At 40.6% G+C, this 18,046-nt stretch carries 17 protein-coding genes; 4 read left to right on the top strand and 13 right to left on the bottom strand.

What is annotated here, in order from left to right:
- Both JOD03_RS02445 and JOD03_RS02440 read right to left on the bottom strand, forming a co-directional pair.
- Positions 1-1,524: an amidohydrolase family protein gene (locus JOD03_RS02445; protein ID WP_204589217.1), complete on the bottom strand. Its 1,524-nt coding sequence runs from the start codon at positions 1,522-1,524 to the stop codon at positions 1-3.
- The gene (locus JOD03_RS02440) at positions 1,505-1,960 is read right to left on the bottom strand and encodes an OsmC family protein (RefSeq protein ID WP_204589216.1); all 456 of its coding nucleotides are present in this window, start codon (positions 1,958-1,960) and stop codon (positions 1,505-1,507) included. The genes JOD03_RS02445 and JOD03_RS02440 overlap by 20 nt, the downstream gene beginning before the upstream one ends.
- A 58-nt stretch (positions 1,961-2,018) precedes the next feature.
- On the opposite strand from JOD03_RS02440, the gene JOD03_RS02435 reads away from it, so the two are divergent.
- A complete protein-coding gene (locus tag JOD03_RS02435) occupies positions 2,019-2,396 on the top strand; it encodes a hypothetical protein (protein ID WP_204589215.1) in 378 nt (125 codons plus the stop codon).
- Positions 2,397-2,412: 16 nt separating this feature from the next.
- Here JOD03_RS02435 and JOD03_RS02430 read toward each other — a convergent pair whose 3' ends face one another.
- From JOD03_RS02430 to JOD03_RS02395, 8 genes are all read right to left on the bottom strand, one after another.
- Positions 2,413-3,120, bottom strand: a complete 708-nt coding sequence (locus JOD03_RS02430) for an ABC transporter ATP-binding protein (RefSeq protein WP_204589378.1) — start codon at positions 3,118-3,120, stop codon at positions 2,413-2,415.
- Between the two features lie 2 nt (positions 3,121-3,122).
- A complete protein-coding gene (locus JOD03_RS02425; protein WP_204589214.1) occupies positions 3,123-3,902 on the bottom strand; it encodes an ABC transporter ATP-binding protein in 780 nt (259 codons plus the stop codon).
- The gene (locus tag JOD03_RS02420) at positions 3,880-4,842 is read right to left on the bottom strand and encodes a branched-chain amino acid ABC transporter permease (protein ID WP_204589213.1); all 963 of its coding nucleotides are present in this window, start codon (positions 4,840-4,842) and stop codon (positions 3,880-3,882) included. Before JOD03_RS02420 ends, JOD03_RS02425 begins: the two co-directional genes overlap by 23 nt.
- Positions 4,843-4,851: 9 nt before the next feature.
- Positions 4,852-5,727, bottom strand: coding sequence for a branched-chain amino acid ABC transporter permease (locus JOD03_RS02415; RefSeq protein WP_204589212.1), 876 nt, complete (start codon positions 5,725-5,727; stop codon positions 4,852-4,854).
- Positions 5,728-5,799: 72 nt separating this feature from the next.
- Positions 5,800-6,975 carry an ABC transporter substrate-binding protein gene (locus JOD03_RS02410; RefSeq protein ID WP_204589211.1) on the bottom strand — a complete coding sequence of 392 codons (1,176 nt, stop codon included), beginning with the start codon at positions 6,973-6,975 and terminating at the stop codon, positions 5,800-5,802.
- 182 nt (positions 6,976-7,157) lie between these two features.
- Positions 7,158-8,618, bottom strand: coding sequence for a DHA2 family efflux MFS transporter permease subunit (locus JOD03_RS02405; protein ID WP_204589210.1), 1,461 nt, complete (start codon positions 8,616-8,618; stop codon positions 7,158-7,160).
- 130 nt (positions 8,619-8,748) lie between these two features.
- Entirely contained in the window at positions 8,749-10,812 is a 2,064-nt protein-coding gene (locus JOD03_RS02400) for an RNA degradosome polyphosphate kinase (protein WP_204589209.1), read from the bottom strand.
- A complete protein-coding gene (locus JOD03_RS02395; RefSeq protein ID WP_204589208.1) occupies positions 10,809-12,353 on the bottom strand; it encodes a Ppx/GppA family phosphatase in 1,545 nt (514 codons plus the stop codon). The genes JOD03_RS02400 and JOD03_RS02395 overlap by 4 nt, the downstream gene beginning before the upstream one ends.
- A 118-nt stretch (positions 12,354-12,471) precedes the next feature.
- Here JOD03_RS02395 and JOD03_RS02390 point away from each other — a divergent pair, with 118 nt between their 5' ends.
- The 3 genes from JOD03_RS02390 (at position 12,472) to JOD03_RS02380 (ending at position 14,969) form a co-directional block, all read left to right on the top strand.
- Complete coding sequence (locus JOD03_RS02390) at positions 12,472-13,746, top strand: MFS transporter (protein WP_204589207.1); 1,275 nt, start codon at positions 12,472-12,474, stop codon at positions 13,744-13,746.
- 229 nt (positions 13,747-13,975) lie between these two features.
- On the top strand, positions 13,976-14,545 hold the full coding sequence (locus JOD03_RS02385) for an SLOG family protein (protein WP_204589206.1): 570 nt from the start codon (positions 13,976-13,978) through the stop codon (positions 14,543-14,545).
- Complete coding sequence (locus JOD03_RS02380; RefSeq protein WP_204589205.1) at positions 14,535-14,969, top strand: hypothetical protein; 435 nt, start codon at positions 14,535-14,537, stop codon at positions 14,967-14,969. Before JOD03_RS02385 ends, JOD03_RS02380 begins: the two co-directional genes overlap by 11 nt.
- A gap of 111 nt (positions 14,970-15,080) precedes the next feature.
- On the opposite strand, the gene hisF is transcribed toward JOD03_RS02380, so the two are convergent.
- From hisF to JOD03_RS02365, 3 genes are all read right to left on the bottom strand, one after another.
- Positions 15,081-15,851 (bottom strand): imidazole glycerol phosphate synthase subunit HisF, encoded by a 771-nt coding sequence (gene hisF / locus JOD03_RS02375; protein ID WP_204589204.1) that lies wholly within the window; start codon positions 15,849-15,851, stop codon positions 15,081-15,083.
- Positions 15,845-16,468 (bottom strand): imidazole glycerol phosphate synthase subunit HisH, encoded by a 624-nt coding sequence (hisH, locus tag JOD03_RS02370; protein ID WP_204589203.1) that lies wholly within the window; start codon positions 16,466-16,468, stop codon positions 15,845-15,847. Before hisH ends, hisF begins: the two co-directional genes overlap by 7 nt.
- Positions 16,469-16,574: 106 nt before the next feature.
- Positions 16,575-18,044 (bottom strand): glutamate synthase subunit beta, encoded by a 1,470-nt coding sequence (locus JOD03_RS02365; RefSeq protein WP_204589202.1) that lies wholly within the window; start codon positions 18,042-18,044, stop codon positions 16,575-16,577.
- Positions 18,045-18,046: the final 2 nt, after the last annotated feature.

Here is an 18,046-nt window from a genome sequence, read left to right as displayed (position 1 = left end):
TTACAATTCCTTTCTGTAAACCAATTCTCCATTTACAATTGTCGCTTCAATTGTGCAATGAACGATCGACTCTTTTGTTATTTCGTCGGAAACGACTGTGAAATCTGCTTCAAATCCTGGGGCAATCTTTCCGAATCGTGCTTCCTGCATCGCGATTTCTGCTGCGTTTGTCGTGTATAAACGCACCGCTTCAAAAGGTGTTAATTCTTGATCAGGTAAATATGGGTTGTTAATAGCCGCTTGGATCCCAAGAAGAGGGTCTGCAGTTTCAATAGGTGCGTCTGAACCTCCAGCTAAACCAATGGAGTTGTCTAACAGCGTACGCCACGCATACGAATAGGTAAGACGTTCTTCTCCTAGTCGATCTTTTACCCACGGAAAATCAGAAGGGACAAACATCGGTTGAATATCACACATAACACGTAGCTTTGCAATTCGTTTGATTAAATGTTCTGAGAGCACATTTACATGAATCAAACGGTCAAGCGCCTGTTGAGGGGCAGGAAATTGCTCAAGCAGTTCAACAATTTCTTCAGTTGCTCGGTCACCAATCACATGGACTGCAATGCCAGCTTCATGTTGACGAGCTAGCTTAACCATCTCGATTAATTCTTCTTTTGTATGAATAGCGACACCGTGAGTATCCTCACTATCGCTATATGGGTTGCTCAACCAAGCTGTGCGGCCGCCTAGAGACCCGTCCATAAAAATCTTCATACATCCGAATGACAGGAAGTCATCTCCTGTTTCATGGGTCATATCTGCAAATACATGGTGATGCCTTAGTAAGTGTACTCGAAATGATTCATTCAGCCCTTTTCGGTATGCATGCAATGGATTGGTATACGGTCCATAATACGCCATATCTTCCGAATGACCACCTGTGAGACCAAGTTTATGTAAGTCTTGAATACTCTTTTGAATAATTGTCGTTAAATCTTCAACGGTTAACTCCGGAATTGCATTCGTGACGAGAGATTGTGCTTCATCATAGAACAGACCATTTAATTCATTCGTTTGTTCATCGCGGCCAATCACTCCCCCTGCAACCTCTTCAACAGAATGCGTGATACCTGCAAGTTCCATAGCTTTAGAATTCGCAACCAACCCATGGCGACAAATTCGTTTTAAAACTACCGGGATATCCGGGAAAAGTGCATCTAAATCTGCTGAAATCGGTGCACGGTTATCCATTAATGTATTGTCATTCCAACCTTCTAAAACTATCCAACCGGAAACCGGATGTGCCTCACCAACTACATCTAAAATCTCACGAATTGAACGGCATTCTGAAAGGTCTGCTGATAAAATTTTTTGACCATGACCAATCAAATGCATATGACTATCAATAAAGCCAGGGTATACGACGTTTCCATCTAGAGAGATTTGCTTGTCTGCGAGCGCTTTCAATTGTTCGAACGAACCTGTCTGAATAATCGTTCCGCCTTCTACTAAAACGGCCTCTACTGACTCAGTTTCACTTTCCATCGTAAAAAATTGAGCATTATAAAATACTGTCTTCACGAGCTACCTCCTTGAATGTTGGGTGTATGGTGATTTTAACGTTACCTTTTAGAGCATTACTGATCATGCATCTTTCATCAGCTTTGTGAACCAGGCGCTCGATGAGTTTTCTCTTCTCAAGATTTACGTAAGAAATGGTTGGGTAATGGTGAAGCTCACTTACTTTATATGTACCTGCATCGACTTCAACTAGTAGTTCGGACTTTAACTCAATGTGAGCGTCCTCGATGTTACTTCTCTCAAACATCGCACCGAGTGTCATGATATAGCATCCAGCTGCAGAGCTGAGTAAAAGCTCGTCTGGGTTAGTCCCTTGTCCTGGACCATCCAATGATGCTGGAATCGAAAAGTCATGCGTGTAGTTCGCAATCGTCACTTGTCCTATTGTATTGCGTTTTGAATTCCAATGAAGTGCTTGGTGAAAAGTATGTCGCATCCGTTTACATCCTTTCTTTTTTACTAGTATACTTGAAATATGAAAGTGGGGAAATGAAATGACAGCCAATTATAAAATACTCGGTGTGATTGTCATGTCGATCACTCTTTTTTTATTGTTGTTCGGTGTAGGTGTGATTTTAGATCAAGAACTTGCAACTTCCAATATCGTAACGATTATTGCGTATGGACTAGCTGCAGGTCTGTTCTCGGGTGCACTTGCATTTTTAGGTCTAAAAGTCGGATTTATTGTCTTCGTAGTAGGTCTCGCTATCGGATTTATTGAAATGTTCCGTAGCTTCTTATTTACACAAGGTGAATTTGGAGAACTCGCAGGTTTGCTTTCCCTGTTTATTTTTACTGCTCTAGGATTAGTTCTTGGTGTAATCATCGAAGGAATCCGATATTTACTTAAAAAAAAATCGCCCACACAATGATGTGTGAGCGATTTTTTTAATGGCCACCAAGATACGCTTTTCGAATTTCTTCGGAAGACTGCAATTCCTGGGCAGAGCCAGACAATACAACTTTACCTGTTTCTATTACATACCCTCGGTGTGCAATCGATAGAGCCATATGTGCATTTTGTTCCACTAAAAGTACAGTCGTTCCTTGAACGTTAATGTCTTTAATGACTTCAAAGATTGTCTTTACCATTAAAGGGGCAAGTCCCATCGAAGGCTCATCCAATAGTAGTAACTTTGGCTTCGCCATGATGGCGCGACCCATAGCAAGCATCTGTTGCTCTCCCCCAGACAAGGTCCCGGACATCTGTTTGCGCCGTTCAAGAAGGCGTGGAAACGTATCATATACCTTTTTCATATCTTCCGCAATCGCTTTTTTATCTTTGCGAAGAAATGCGCCCAGTTCAAGATTTTCTTCTACAGTCAAATTTGCAAATACGCGTCGTCCTTCTGGAACATGTGAGATGCCGGATTTTACAATTCCTTGTGCCGCTTTACCAGCAATCGAATTTCCAAGGAAAGTGATTCCTCCACTCTTAGGCTTCAGTAGACCAGATAAAGTTTTTAAAAGTGTACTCTTTCCTGCCCCGTTTGCACCGATAAGGGATACAATTTCACCTTCATTTACTGTAACAGAGACATCTTTCAAAGCTTGAATATTCCCATAGTACACATCGATGTTTTTCACTTCGAGCATTGTCATTCTGTTACCTCCTCACCCAAATACGCTTCAATAACTTTCGGATCGTTACGAATCACTTCTGGCGGACCTTCTGCTAGAAGTTGACCGTGATCTAATACATAAATGCGTTCACAGACACCCATTACGAGATTCATATCATGCTCGATTAATAAAATTGTTAAATCGAACTTTTGACGAATAAATGCGATGAGTTCCATTAAGTCGTGTGTTTCTTGAGGGTTCATTCCCGCTGCTGGCTCATCGAGAAGTAAAAGTTTTGGATTAGCAGCTAGTGCACGTGCAATTTCCAAACGGCGCTGCTGGCCATATGGTAGATTTTTCGCAAGCTCATCTTTGTATTTTTCCAAACGGAATATTTTTAGAAATTCAATCGCATCTTCCTCCATCTTACGTTCCCCAGCAAAATGGGATGGTAAACGGAGAATGGATGCAAGCATCGTATGCTTTGCGAGTGCATGATATGCCACTTTCACATTGTCTAAAACCGTCATATCTCGGAATAAGCGAATATTTTGGAATGTGCGACTGATTCCTGACTGCGTCACTTTATAAGGGGCAAGTCCGTTGATGCGCTTGCCCTGGAAGAACACATCACCCTCAGTCGGAACATAAACACCCGTTAATAAGTTAAAACTTGTCGTCTTCCCCGCACCATTGGGTCCAATCAGACCGACTAGTTCTCCTGGATAGAGGGAAATGTTAAGATTTTGAACGGCTTTTAGTCCACCAAATTGGATGCCCGCTTGTTTGACTTCAAGTAGTGGTGTCTTTTCCATTGCCTTTCCCTCCTTTTGATGTCCAGCCCCGGAAATAATCCGTGATTTCTTTAGTGCCCATCAATCCTTGTGGGCGGTATAGCATGACAATTATCAGTACCAAACTATAAATGATCATACGTGTTTCTGGGTACCCTTGAAGGAATGTTGAAACAAGTGTTAAGAAGATGGCCGAGATGATTGCGCCTGATAAACTACCAAGCCCACCTAGTACTACTAAAATCAAAATATCTACAGACTTTAAGAACCCGAATTGTGAAGGCAATACGATGTAGAAGTTATGTGCGAACAATGCTCCAGCAACTCCTGCAAAGAACGACCCGATAACAAATGCAGCTACTTTATAGTACGTCGTATTGATTCCCATCGCATCGGAAGCAATCTCATCTTCCCGAATAGACAGTGCAGCGATTCCATGACGTGAACGTGTAAAGTTTACTATTACTAAAATAGTAATCAACATAAAGAAGAATGTGTATGTCCAGTCTGTCATTTTACTCACTTGCATTCCAGCTGCTCCGCCGACATAATCGATATTCAGGAAAATGATCCGAATAATTTCAGCGAATCCAAGCGTTGCAATTGCAAGATAATCCCCGCGTAAACGAAGACTTGGAATCCCTACAATTAAACCCGCAAGAGCTGCTACTAGACCTCCGACAACAATCGCCACTATAAAAGGCAAATCAAACTTCATCGTCACAATTGCTGATAAATAGGCACCGACTGCCATGAAACCTGCGTGGCCAATCGAGAACTGGCCAGTAATTCCAATAACAAGATGCAAACTTACAGCAAGAATGATATTAATCGAAATGAAAATCAATGTGTTTGTATAATACGTATTTAACATGCCAGCCATGATGAGACCTTGAACAATACCGTAAAAGACAAGAGCTCCAATTAGTAGTGGCCAAAACGCACGTGAATGTTTTTTCATTTTGTCCACCTACACTTTCTCTCTTGAATTTTTTCCGAAGATCCCTGATGGGCGGAAAATTAAAATTAAAATTAGAATAATAAAAGCAGCTGCATCTCGCCACAATGAAAGCCCGATGGCACTTACAAATGTTTCGACTAAACCTAATATTAATCCACCGACCATCGCCCCAGGAATAATTCCAATACCACCTAGAACAGCCGCTACGAAAGCTTTAAGTCCTGGAATCACACCCATTAAAGGATCGATTTTTGTATAATACAAACCGAAGATAACACCTGCAGCTCCTGCAAGCGCAGAGCCGATTGCGAAAGTTGCTGAAATGGTATTGTCAACATTGATTCCCATTAATTTCGCGGCTTCCGTGTCGTGAGAGACTGCACGCATTGCTTTTCCTGTCTTTGTTTTATGAACAATAAACTGAAGAAGCATCATAAGCACTACAGAAACCGACAGAATCAGCAGTGCTTTTACATCGATTGTTGCCCCAAAAACTGAAATCGACTGGCGACCAAAAACATCTGGATAGGCTTCAGGTTGCGCTCCTCGAATATAAATAAATCCATACTCGATTAATAGTGATACCCCAATTGCTGTAATAAGTGCAGCGATACGAGTTGCATTACGCAAACGTTTGTAAGCAATACGCTCGATCAATACTCCGATCAATGCCGTAACAGCCATTGAAAAAATCAATGCGACAAAGAAGTTTAATTGAAAGACAGTAATTGCATAAAAACCGATAAACGCACCTAACATGAATACGTCACCATGTGCAAAGTTAATTAATTTGATAATTCCATATACCATTGTGTATCCAAGTGCAATTAGTGCATAGATACTACCAACGGAAATACCATTTAAAATCTGCTGGATAATTTCCATAGCATAACCCCCTCTGATGTTGAGCCAAAAGAAAAAGGAGGGAAATCGTTCTCCCCCCTAATAACGCACCCCTTAAGGGTTAACTTTCGTATTAAAGACTTGAACTCCGTCAACGAACTCTAAGATCGTAGCTGATTTAACTGGATGGTGGTTTTCGTCAACTGAGTAAGCGCCTGTTACAAGCTCTAAAGCTTCAGTAGAAGCAAGTGCATCTTTAATTTTCTCTCCATCAAGTTCACCTGCACGCTCAATTGCATCCTTTAATAGATACACAGTGTCATACCCAAGAGCGTTAAATGAGTTTGGAAGCTTTCCATATTTCTCTTCGAATTTATCTGCGAATTCTTTTGCTTTTCCATCTGGATCTTCAGCAGAGTAGTGATTGATGATGAACGTATTGTTCAGTGCTTCTGCACCAGCAAGTTCAACGATTGTTGGAGAATCCCAACCATCAGCACCCATCAATGGTACATCGATGCCAAGTTCACGTGCTTGTTTAACAATTAGACCTACTTCTTCGTAATACCCTGGGATAAATACGAATTCAGCATCTGCTGAAGCTAGGCGAGTTAATGTTGAGCGGAAGTCTGTATCTTTTGCTACATACGATTCTTGTGCAACGATCGTACCACCAGCTGCTTCAAAATCTTCAATGAATGATGCCGCTAGACCTTTAGCATAGTCAGAAGAGTTATCTGCATATACAGCTGCCGTTTTAACGCCAAGTTCATTCGCTGCAAAGTTTGCTGCTACTGTTCCTTGGAAAGGATCAATGAATGATGTACGGAAAGCATATTCATTCACGGAGCCATCTTCAGCTACAGTAACTGTTGGGCTAGTACCAGATGGTGTAATAAGTGGTGTTTCAGAGTCAGCAGCCACTTGTACTTGAGCAACAGTATTACCTGAAGTTGCAGCACCAATGATTGCTAGTACATTATCTTGATCAGTCAACTTAATTGCAGCGTTTGTTGCCTCAGCTGCATCTGATTTATTATCTACCTTCGTAAGTTCAATTTCTTTTCCGTCGATTCCGCCATCGGCATTGATTTCTTCAATTGCCATTTCAATCCCTTCAAGTTCTGAAGATCCATAAGAAGCTACAGGACCTGACAACTCAAGGTTTGCTCCAATTTTAATCGTATCGCCATCACCTGACGAGCCGCCTTCTGAGTCACCACAGGCTGCCAGTGTTGCAAGTACCATCGTTGAAGCTAAGAACAAGGAAGCAAATTTCGATTTTTTCATTTCATGACCCCCATCTAATTTTGACAGTTAAATTGTTTATCTATTCATACGATTCAAAACTGTCTTACTTGTTTGAACAACTTCATTGTAATAGATGCTTTTTCATTCGTCTACATAAATTTTTCTTTTTTATTAGAAAATTTAATGAATATATCAGTATACATAAATAAAAGCACGAGGTTTTATATAGCCTCGCGCTTTGGTACTACTCTTTTTATAAAGAATGATAAGACTAATGCGACAATAGTTACAATCGCTGCAATAAAAAATGAAAATGTAATTCCTTCAAGCATCCCCACCCGGGTCAGTTCTTCCATAACAGCTTGTTGAGCACCCTCATCAACTGGAAATTCCCCACTCTGTCGTTGTATCGCAATTTCATTTGAAATCCACTTAGACATACGAGCGTTCATGATGGTTAAGAAGATGGCCGACCCTATTGCTCCTGATACTTGCTGCAGTGTATTGTTCATCGCTGTACCATGTGGATATAAAACAGCGTCGAGTTGATTCAGTCCGTTTGTCATAACCGGCATCATAATCATGGAAAACCCAAACATCCGCATTGTATAAAGAAACATAATAGATGCATAACTAGTATCTAGTGTCAGTCCACTTAAAGCAAAGGTGGTGATAGCTGAGATCGAAAGACCACTGATTGCTAACCACTTAGCGCCGAATGCATCAAAAAGGCGACCCGTAATAGGGGACATCACTGCCATAACTAGTGCACCGGGCAACATCAACAAACCAGAATCTAAAGGACTGAATCCTCGTATCGTCTGCACGTAAAGGGGGGTTAAAATCATTCCAGAGAACATCGCTGCTGATAAGACGATGGATATTGCGGATGCTAGAGCAAACATTGGATATTTATAAATTCTAAATTCCAATAAAGGCTCAGGCAATCGAAGTTGTCGAAGAATAAACCAAACGAGTCCGATTGTTCCTAAACCTAATGTTGCTACTACGATCCACGACGTCCACCCTTCATCTCCAGCTACACTAAATCCATATAATAACCCTCCAAACCCAACACTCGATAATACAAGAGAAAATTTATCAAGTGTCACTTCACGCTGAGGGGTTATGTTCTTCAATTTAAAGATGGCAAGTACTAATGGAATCAAAGCAAATGGTAATATTACTGCAAACAATACACGCCAACTGTAGTTTTCAACTATAAATCCAGATAGTGTCGGGCCAATTGCAGGTGCCATAATCATTACAAGACCAAATATACCCATCGCTGTCCCTCTGCGTTCAATCGGAAATGCAATCAACATGACATTCATTAAAAGAGGCATCATGATTGCTGACCCACAGGCTTGAATCATTCGACTTGCAACTAGGATCCAAAATCCAGGTGCAATCCACGCAATTAATGTACCCAATGAAAACAAGCTCATCGCTGTAATGAATAGCGTTTTATTTTTAAATTTTTGTATGAAATATGCAGACGCAGGAATCAAAATCCCATTCACGAGCATATATCCTGTCGTCAACCACTGGACTTGGGACGGAGTAACATCAAATTCAATCATGATTGTCGGAAGCGCGACATTAAGAAGTGTATTATTCAAAAAAGCAACAAATGCTCCAATGAATAAGATGGCAATCATTCCGTACGGAGGTTTTTTCATAGGGGTTCCTTCTTTCTAAAATTCCATCTGTCCATCGTACACTAAAGTAGTTAGCTTTTCAAACTATTTGTATATCGAAATATTTATCAATAAACTAGTCTGCTGAGTTATCAGCAGACCCCTGTATCAATTATTCATGTTTTCTCTTTGCTTCATTCATAAAGTAATTTTGAGCATGAATGACTTCATCAGACTTTTTATAAGTGTAAACACCTTCTGCGTTTTGAATTCTAGCTTTTACTGTGTCTTTTAACTCGATGTCTACTATCGAGAGAATTCTCTTCTTTATGGACGGTGACAAAATGGGGAAAAGGATTTCTACTCGTTTGATCATGTTACGCGTCATCATATCAGCAGAAGATAAAAACAACTTCGATGCACCGTTTCGATGGAAGTAATAAATGCGGGAATGCTCCAAAAATCTTCCTACAATACTTGTAACTGTAATCGTGTCACTAATTCCCTTAATTCCAGGGCGTAAACAGCAAATCCCTCTCACTACAAGGTCAATTTTTACTCCAGCTTGTGACGCAACATACAACTTTTCAATAAGATCTTTGTCCGTTAGAGAATTCATTTTGAGCTTAATATGTCCATTTCCAAATGTTTTTTGAAACTCAATTTCTTCATCGATCAATTCCACAAAACGATCTTTGATTTCAAATGGCGAGACGACTAGTTTCTGGTAATCCGGTCTATCCATATAGCCACTCAAATAATTAAAAAACTTTGTAGCATCGGCCCCTATCTTTTTATTTGTCGTAATAATACTCATATCAGTGTATATTTTTGCCGTCTGATCATTATAGTTTCCAGTTCCTAGATGAACGAATTGCTCAATCTTTCCTTGTTTTTGACGAATGATCAAAGTGATTTTTGAGTGTGTTTTTAAATTATGCATACCATAAATAACAAGGCAACCTGCTTTTTCAAGCTCTTTTGCCCAAATCACATTATTTTCTTCATCAAACCGAGCTTTTAACTCAACAAGCACTGTCACTTGTTTCCCATTTTCTGCAGCGCGTTTTAAAGCTTTAATAATTGGTGAGTTCCCACTGACACGATACAGCGTTTGTTTTATCGCGAGCACATATGGATCATCTGCTGCTTTTTCAATGAAATCGACAATGGATTGGAATGATTCATACGGGTGAAAAAAGAATAGATCTTGACTTTGCGCTTTGACAAATACATCTTCTTCCCGGCGAAGATCTTGTGGTTGTTGTGGCATAAAGACGGGATAACTAAGCGCAGGGTAGCTCTGTTCAAAATAGTTTGTAAATGAAAATAAGAATGTGACATCAAGAGGTCCATCTATTTTATACACATCACCTTCAGTTATTTCCAGCTCATCCAATAAATAATGCAGTACTTTTTGCTTGATTTCACTTACTTTTACTTCAAGACGGCTAACTGCTCCCCATTTCCGTTTCTTTAATTCTTTTTCAATTTCAATCAGAAGGTCTCGAGCTCCTTCTTCGTGTATCGTTAAATCGGCATTCCTAGTAATACGGAACGGATTTGCATGTTTCACTGTGTAGCCAGTGAACAGTTTTGATAAGTTTCCGATGATGACATCTTCTAATAAGACGATTGTGTGATTATCTTTTTGTGTTTCCACTACAATAAAACGCTTTAAAACAGAGGGCACTTGAACAATCGCAATTTTCAATGCGTCTTCTTCATCCCCATCTTCAATCATCGCTAAAATATTCATCGTTTTACTTAGTAGTATAGGAAAAGGTCGGTAGGCATCTACAGCTACTGGTGTGATAACCGGGTAAATTTCTTCATCAAACTGTAAGTCCACTACTCTTTTTTGCTCTGAGCTTAGCTTACTATAGCTGACTAAATGAAGCCCTTCTTTTGGAAGTTCAGTCTCCATCAGTTCACGGTACACTTTCATCTGTCTTGCTACGAGAAGTTGCGTCTTTTTCGCAATTGCGTCCAGTTGTTCTTGAGGTGTAAGACCAGACTTTGCTTCTTTATTTGTGAAGCCAACACGCACTTGATCCTGTAATCCTGCTACGCGTACCATAAAAAATTCATCTAAATTTGAACTGAAGATAGCAAGAAATTTTAACCGCTCGAATAGAGGGTTTTTTGGATCCTCCGCTTCTTCTAACACACGCTCGTTGAAGGCAAGCCAACTGAGTTCTCGATTATTAAAATGTTCATACAAGAATTGGGTCATGCATGTTCCTCCGTTTCAAAACGCAGTTTGACATTTCGATTGATCAGCTTTTCAATATGTTTTTTCATTTTCTCTGCTTGATAGGACTCCAGTATCGTTGAACCATGTGTTTGAAATGTTAACTGAATATCTTCCCCCGCCGCTTCAAGTTCTGCATCATGGACACTTGAATGTTTAGTCGTTTGAAGGGCATGTACAAAGCGCAGGAGTGCACCAGCTTCTCTACATTCTTCTATTTCTTGCATAGTTAAAATGCCTTGATACGGTTGAATATACTGTTGAAAAGTTTGCTTGTTTTTATAGGAAGCAAGAAGTGCCAACTTTACTTTTTGTTTATTTGTAAACCCGTCTAGTGTACTATTCGTTAACAAATAGAACGTATGCTGACTAGCCGACTCTAAATCAACCTGCTTTCCGAAGTGGAACAGTTGGTAGGCATAGGTTAGCATTTCAGGATCATCCGACCACTCTTGAATCCAGCCCCCTTCTGCAAATTGATTGTGTAGTTTGTGAAAGGTGTCAATCAGCGCTGTATCTTCCGATGGTTGGATCGCAAATTTTCCGTGAACATGGCGAATTGCACTAGATGCGACTTCATCCACAAAAAAAGTATGTTCATTATTTGATTCAAGCTGCTCAATAATGATTCCTTCACGTAAACCTTTACGACTGTGCATGAAAGTTGAGGTTGCTGCATGGGAAAGTAATGTCTCGAAAGTGATAATTGCGCCATCAATAACATCCGCTCGGTCTGAAGAGAGACCATCAAGCTTTTTACGTTCTGAAAATGAGATTTTTTTCAACAGATAATCTATAGAACGTAAATCTTCTACCGTCATTTCATATTGATGCGTTCCGGATAAGGGATAATTTTTTCGATTTTGATCGATTTGGACAATGTTTCGCGCACTTCCTCCAATTGAAATGACCGGAAGTCCTTTTCCTTCTTCTGCAATCCAAGGTTGTTCTTTCAACTGATTTTCTACAAACGACTTAATTGCTTTTCGCTCTTGTAATGTAGGGAGGTCTCCAGAAATGAATTTTCGTTTTAAAGTGACGACACCGAACGGAAAACTATAAGAATGGATGAGTTGTTTATTACGGTAAAGAGTAACTTCCGTACTACCGCCCCCCATATCTACTGTCAATGCATCCTTACAATTTGTCGTCAATACAACCGCTAGATACCCATAATACGCTTCTTGTTTAGTGGATAATACGTCAATGCGTAGCCCTGTTTCTTGGAATACTCTTTCTAAAATCTCCTGTTGATTAGACGCTTGCCGAATGGCTGCCGTAGCTGCAACAACAGGCTTTGTGATAGAGAGGTCATTTAAGAACGATATGAAATTTTGAAGCGTCTCGATTAGTCGTTGAATTCCTTCATCGTGTAAAACATCATTGTCATCTAAATAGCCACTTAGTCGAGCGACTGTTTTTATATTGTGGTGTTCTTCTAAGCCTTTTTCGTATGAATAACTGTAGACTACTAATCGAATGGAGTTTGATCCGATATCAATAATTGCGCGCAATGATTCCATGTCGTCACCTGCCGTTTCTTTTTATTATACCGGACGATTGAACATAAGGTTTTATTTTTCAGAAAATTTACCTGAAATTCATGTGGATGCGATACAATGAAAAAAAGGGAGGGGTCTTGTGAAAAAGTATTCGAAGAAAGAGAAAAGCTGGGTCATGTATGATTGGGCGTCTTCTGCCTACACACTCATCATTACAACAGCCATATTCCCGATTTATTTCAAAGAATCCGCAACAGCTGCCGGCATCGCTGGAGCCGATTCTACAGCTTATTTAGGTTATACAATCGCTATTTTTACAACTATCCTAGCTTTACTTGGACCCATTATGGGAACAGTCGCAGACTATGAAGGACTCAAAAAGAAATTTTTCGGTGTGTTCTTCTCTATCGGTGTCATTTTCACACTTGCATTAGCACTTGTTCCGTTTGAAAATTGGTTAATGCTTCTCGTTGTCTATACATTTGCAGCTTTAGGTGCTACCGGATCAAACGTCTTTTACGATAGTTTTATCGTCGATGTGACCAGTGATGAACGGATGGCCAAGGTATCTGCTCGAGGTTACGGGATGGGTTACATCGGGAGTTTGTTCCCATTTATTATCGCAATGGGTATAATCGTTGCCAGTCAAAACGGACTATTACCCTTAGCTGCGGATACTGCGAGTAAAATTGCATTTGTTATTACAGCTGCTTGGTGGATCGTGTTTTCCATTCCGATTTTTAGAAATGTGAAACAGGTTCATTTTGTACCGCGTGAACCGAATCCGGTGAGTCAAAGCTTCAAGCGGTTATTTACAACATTTAAAGAAATTCGCAAATACCGCGCTGTGTTTTTGTTTTTACTGGCCTATTTCTTTTATATTGATGGCGTTGGAACAATTATCGCGATGTCGACAGCATACGGAACAGACCTTGGACTCGATTCAACGTCTTTATTAGGGATTTTATTTCTTACGCAAGTGATCGCTGCACCGTTTGCTTTCTTGTACGGTTTTTTAGCTGGTAAATTTGGTGAGAAGAATATGCTATATGTAGGGATTTTTGTATATATAATTGTTTGTACGTATGCGTATTTTATGAATTCTGTTACAGACTTCTTTATTCTCGCTATGCTTGTCGGTACATCTCAAGGTGGCATTCAAGCACTTTCCCGCTCGTACTTCGGGAAATTGGTACCAAAACAAAATTCAAATGAATTTTTCGGTTTCTACAATATTTTTGGACGATTTGCTGCAATCCTCGGCCCATTATTAGTTGGGGTAACTGCGCAAGTTACGGGGAATTCCTCAATGGGTGTGTTCAGTTTGATTGTATTATTTATTATCGGATTCATTATTTTGCGTTTCGTACCGGAACCAGGGCACCATGCACCGCCGGTTGTTGTGAAAGAATAATTAGCCATACAAAAAAGGAGTTTCTCATGTTACGAGAAACTCCTTTTTTCTTGTTGTGTAGGAAGCGTTCTGCATCTATGCATAGAGCATAACATACCTCTCAATGTTCGCTACATACTGTGAAGATTGACTCACATAATCCCTCTCTTTCACTTTATCCTATTCTTAACCTTTCGAAATGTGACACGAAATGACCAATTTGATGTACACTAATTGATGAGGTGATACGGTGAAAAAATTGGTCATTACAGGATATAGAGGGAATGAGCTCGGTATTTTCGACTCGAAACATCCTGGTATCACAATTATCAAAACGGCCCTCGAGGATCGCTTACGCTTGTATGTAGAAGAAGGTTTAGAATGGGTACTGATTTCAGGTCAGCAAGGGGTTGAAATCTGGGCTGCGGAAGTCGTTTTATCTTTAAAGCGAGAAGGTCTCCCGGTTAAATTGTCCATCACACCACCTTTTGCCGATTTTACTGCACGACTAAAACCTGAAAAACAAGCAGAATTCCAGCAACTCCGAATTGAAGCTGATTTTTATCAACCGCTCACAAGTGGTGGTTATCAGGGACCTTGGCAATTTCAAGAACGCGATAAATTTCTCGTCCGAAACAGTGAAGGTACTTTACTTGTATACGATGATGAACAGCCCGCTAGCCCTAAATTTTTCTTGAAATTGGTTCAAGAGTATAAAGAACGACAACCTGCTTATTTTATTGAACAACTCACATCCTATGATTTAAATGAAACAGCCGAACAACTAAAATGGAAAGAAGGCGAAAGCTATGGCTATTGAACAAGATTTATTTACAAAAGAAAATGACGAGTATATTCGCTCACTATCTGAGTCAGATTTGGCAGGACCACTATCTCTAGTAAAAGATCAAATCGAAAATTACATCTATGTAGCAAAACCAACATATGATGAATTAAAGATAGAAGGTTTTGTAGTAGAACTTGATGATATTTTCCGATTTTATAATTTGCTCGTTGGTATTTATGTGCCAAAAGCAAAGATGAAGGCTATAGAAGAAGTACTTCTTTCGAAATGGACAAATCCAGAGTTTAAATTTGCATTCACATTTGATGCAAACGAAGGAGTAGCCGAACTCAATCTACCTTTAGAGTACGTCGAAGGTTTTCGAGACGACTTTACTGTGGCGGAAACAATTGATTTTGTAGAAGAGCTGCTTACAACTATTCAAAAAAATAGCGCATAAAAAAGCCTCCGAAGCATACTACTTGCATTTGTGTAAAAACCAGCCCAACTTTAGCAGTCTCGCTAGAGTTGGACTGGTTTCTTTTTATTTCATACGTTTTAAATTAACGAACTATCTTACAGGAATGGAATACTCACGAAGATGCGCTTTAATTTCCGGAATCGTGTAATGCCCGTAATGTATCATGGAAGCAACAAGTGCTGCATCTGCATTCGCTTCTATAAACACCTCTGAAATATGTTCAAGCTTGCCAGCCCCACCTGACGCAATAATTGGAATCGATACCTTCTCCGAAAGAAGTCGAATCAACTCTACATCATACCCTGTTTTCATTCCATCTTTATGGATACTTGTGCAGATAATCTCACCGGCTCCACGGTCTGCCGCTTCTTGCGCCCACTCCACTACATCACGCCCAGAATTTTCATGTCCTGAATGCGTGTACACTTCCCAACGTTCAATGGAGCCATCTTCTCGCATGATCGGCATTGCATCCAGACCGAGCACAACACACTGCTTTCCAAAAATTGCGGCAGCCTCATTCAAAAGCTCTGGTCGTTGGACGGCAGCTGAATTCACACCTACTTTATCTGCTCCTGCTCTAAGCAATAAACGGAAGTCATCAATTGTGCGCACACCTCCAATAACCGAGAATGGAATATACACTTCTTCTGCCACGCGACGAATCCACTCATATTTGAGTTCTTGGTTTTTCAAAGATGCTGTCGTATCTAAATAGATAAGTTCGTCTGCACCATCTTCCGCATATTTACGACCAAGTTCAGCTGGATCGCCAATAATAGTTGGATTCCGGAACTGAACGTATTTTACTGCTTTGTCATCTAATACATCGATTGCTGGTACGATTCGTTTTTTTAACATGATGTCACCTTCTTTTTTGCATAGCGACAGAAATTATCGAGCAGCTTCAAACCTGCTTCGCCACTTTTTTCTGGGTGGAATTGAACACCCATGACATAGTCATTCCCGATAGCAGACGCAAATTCATCACCGTAGTCAGTTAATCCGATAATATCGACTGATGAAGTCGGAGCTGCAAAATAGGAGTGAACAAAATAAAAGTCGGATGCTTCTGGAAGATCTTTCAGCAGAAAATGCTGTTTTGCATCTTTTACTGCATTCCATCCCATGTGAGGGACTTTCAATTTAGTGTCATCAAAGTAAGGTACCGTACCTTTTAAGAGACCGAGCCCTCGTGTATTGCCCTCATCGCTTTTCTCGAGCAGTAGCTGCATCCCAAGACATATTCCAAGTAGCGGAGTCCCTTCTTCTACTTTTCGTTGAATATAAGGAATTAATCCACGTTCTTCTAGTTGAATCATCGCTTGTTCCGCGTGACCCACACCCGGAAGAATCAACTGATCAATTTCTTCTGTGCATGTACCGTCCTCGATTCGTATGGACGGATATCCTAGCTTTTTAATTGCTTTTTCTACGCTGTGCATATTGCCAGCACCATAATCTAGTATGCCAATCATCGTACTCGCCTCCTGCTTTTTATTATGCCACCTCCTTGTCAAAATAGAAAGAAAAAACTTTAACTCACTAGCAGGAGAAAGTTATTAATCGAAAAAAACCCGCCTTTTAGACGGGTTGAACGGAATAAATATATTGATTTACTTTTTGTGCTGCTTCTTTTCCTTCACGGATTGCCCAGACGACTAAACTTTGACCGCGACGTGCGTCTCCAGCAGTAAATACACCCGGAATATTTGTTGCATAATCCACTTTCGAAGCGCTAATACGGTTTCGTGACATTGAAAGATCTGTGCCTTCTGCCACTTCTGGATCGATTCCTTCAAATCCAATCGCTACAAATACGATATCTGCCGGCCATTCTTTTTCGGTACCAGGAAGCTCTCGGAAATAATGGAAGCCGTCTTCTCCAACAACCTTCTCCATTTGCACAGTGCGTAGAGCTGTTACTTGTCCATTTGCACCTTTGACGATTTCTTTCGTCTGAATCAAGTATTCGCGAGGATCTTGCCCTTTCACTGCCTGTGCTTCTTCATAAGCGTAGTCCATTTTAAAAATAGTTGGATCAGACGGCCACATGTGCATTTCATCGCGTGCATCTGGCAAACGTGGATGTTTTCCAAATTGAACGACAGATTTGCAATTTTGACGAACAGCAGTTGCTACACAATCTGCTCCAGTGTCTCCCCCACCAATTACGAGTACGTGTTTTCCTTTGACATTTATCTCAGCTTTATGACCATCTAGTAGATTCTTTGTGGTGCTTGTTAAATACGTCATAGCCGGAACAATTCCTGTTGCATCATCTCCTGGAAGATGCAACACGCGTTGACGCTGCGCACCCACACATAAGATCACAGCATCAAATTCTTCACGTAAATCATGAAGTGTACGATCTACTCCGATTTCCGTGTTGACGATGAATTGCACACCTTCTTCTGACAACAGTTGCACGCGGCGTGTCACCACATCTTTATCAAGTTTCATCGAAGGAATTCCGTACATCAACAAACCGCCCGGACGATTATCTCGTTCAAACACTGTCACGGTATGTCCATCTTGATTTAAGTCATCGGCTGCTGTAAGTCCGGCTGGTCCTGAACCGACAATGGCAATTTTTTTACCCGTTCGATTTGAAGGAACTCGTGGAGTGATCCACCCTTCTTCGAACCCTTTATCAATAATGCTACGTTCAATGCTTTTAATTGCAACAGCTGGCTCAGAAATTGCCAGTGTACAAGAACTTTCGCAAGGTGCCGGACATACACGACCCGTAAATTCTGGGAAGTTATTGGTCATTAAGAGACGATCTAGTGCATCTTTCCACTGTCCCTTATACACCAAGTCGTTCCATTCCGGAATCACGTTTTGAATCGGACATCCTGCTGCCACACCACGTATCTCAATACCCATGTGACAGAAGGGCGTGCCACAGTCCATACATCGTGCACCTTGCGCTTTCATTTGTTCGTCCGTAAACCGCTCACCGTATTCTCCAAAGTGCCGCACCCGTTTTTTTGGAGGCTCTTCAAATGGCTTATCACGTTTGATTTCTAAAAATCCTGTAGGTTTTCCCATCT

Origin of the sequence: Chryseomicrobium aureum, from assembly GCF_016909155.1 — a bacterium.
GTDB classification, from domain to species: domain Bacteria; phylum Bacillota; class Bacilli; order Bacillales_A; family Planococcaceae; genus Chryseomicrobium; species Chryseomicrobium aureum.
Note: the sequence above shows the minus strand (reverse complement) of the source record. Positions and strands in the feature narration are given on the sequence as shown.

What these genes read in the sequence shown, in the direction of transcription:
- JOD03_RS02440 (WP_204589216.1), bottom strand. Translation starts at nt 1,960, where the DNA reads ATGCGACATACTTTTCACCAAGCACTTCATTGGAATTCAAAACGCAAT.
- JOD03_RS02435 (WP_204589215.1), top strand. Translation starts at nt 2,019, where the DNA reads ATGACAGCCAATTATAAAATACTCGGTGTGATTGTCATGTCGATCACT.
- JOD03_RS02430 (WP_204589378.1), bottom strand. Translation starts at nt 3,120, where the DNA reads ATGCTCGAAGTGAAAAACATCGATGTGTACTATGGGAATATTCAAGCT.
- JOD03_RS02425 (WP_204589214.1), bottom strand. Translation starts at nt 3,902, where the DNA reads ATGGAAAAGACACCACTACTTGAAGTCAAACAAGCGGGCATCCAATTT.
- JOD03_RS02420 (WP_204589213.1), bottom strand. Translation starts at nt 4,842, where the DNA reads ATGAAAAAACATTCACGTGCGTTTTGGCCACTACTAATTGGAGCTCTT.
- JOD03_RS02415 (WP_204589212.1), bottom strand. Translation starts at nt 5,727, where the DNA reads ATGGAAATTATCCAGCAGATTTTAAATGGTATTTCCGTTGGTAGTATC.
- JOD03_RS02410 (WP_204589211.1), bottom strand. Translation starts at nt 6,975, where the DNA reads ATGAAAAAATCGAAATTTGCTTCCTTGTTCTTAGCTTCAACGATGGTA.
- JOD03_RS02405 (WP_204589210.1), bottom strand. Translation starts at nt 8,618, where the DNA reads ATGAAAAAACCTCCGTACGGAATGATTGCCATCTTATTCATTGGAGCA.
- JOD03_RS02400 (WP_204589209.1), bottom strand. Translation starts at nt 10,812, where the DNA reads ATGACCCAATTCTTGTATGAACATTTTAATAATCGAGAACTCAGTTGG.
- JOD03_RS02395 (WP_204589208.1), bottom strand. Translation starts at nt 12,353, where the DNA reads ATGGAATCATTGCGCGCAATTATTGATATCGGATCAAACTCCATTCGA.
- JOD03_RS02380 (WP_204589205.1), top strand. Translation starts at nt 14,535, where the DNA reads ATGGCTATTGAACAAGATTTATTTACAAAAGAAAATGACGAGTATATT.
- hisF (WP_204589204.1), bottom strand. Translation starts at nt 15,851, where the DNA reads ATGTTAAAAAAACGAATCGTACCAGCAATCGATGTATTAGATGACAAA.
- hisH (WP_204589203.1), bottom strand. Translation starts at nt 16,468, where the DNA reads ATGATTGGCATACTAGATTATGGTGCTGGCAATATGCACAGCGTAGAA.
- JOD03_RS02365 (WP_204589202.1), bottom strand. Translation starts at nt 18,044, where the DNA reads ATGGGAAAACCTACAGGATTTTTAGAAATCAAACGTGATAAGCCATTT.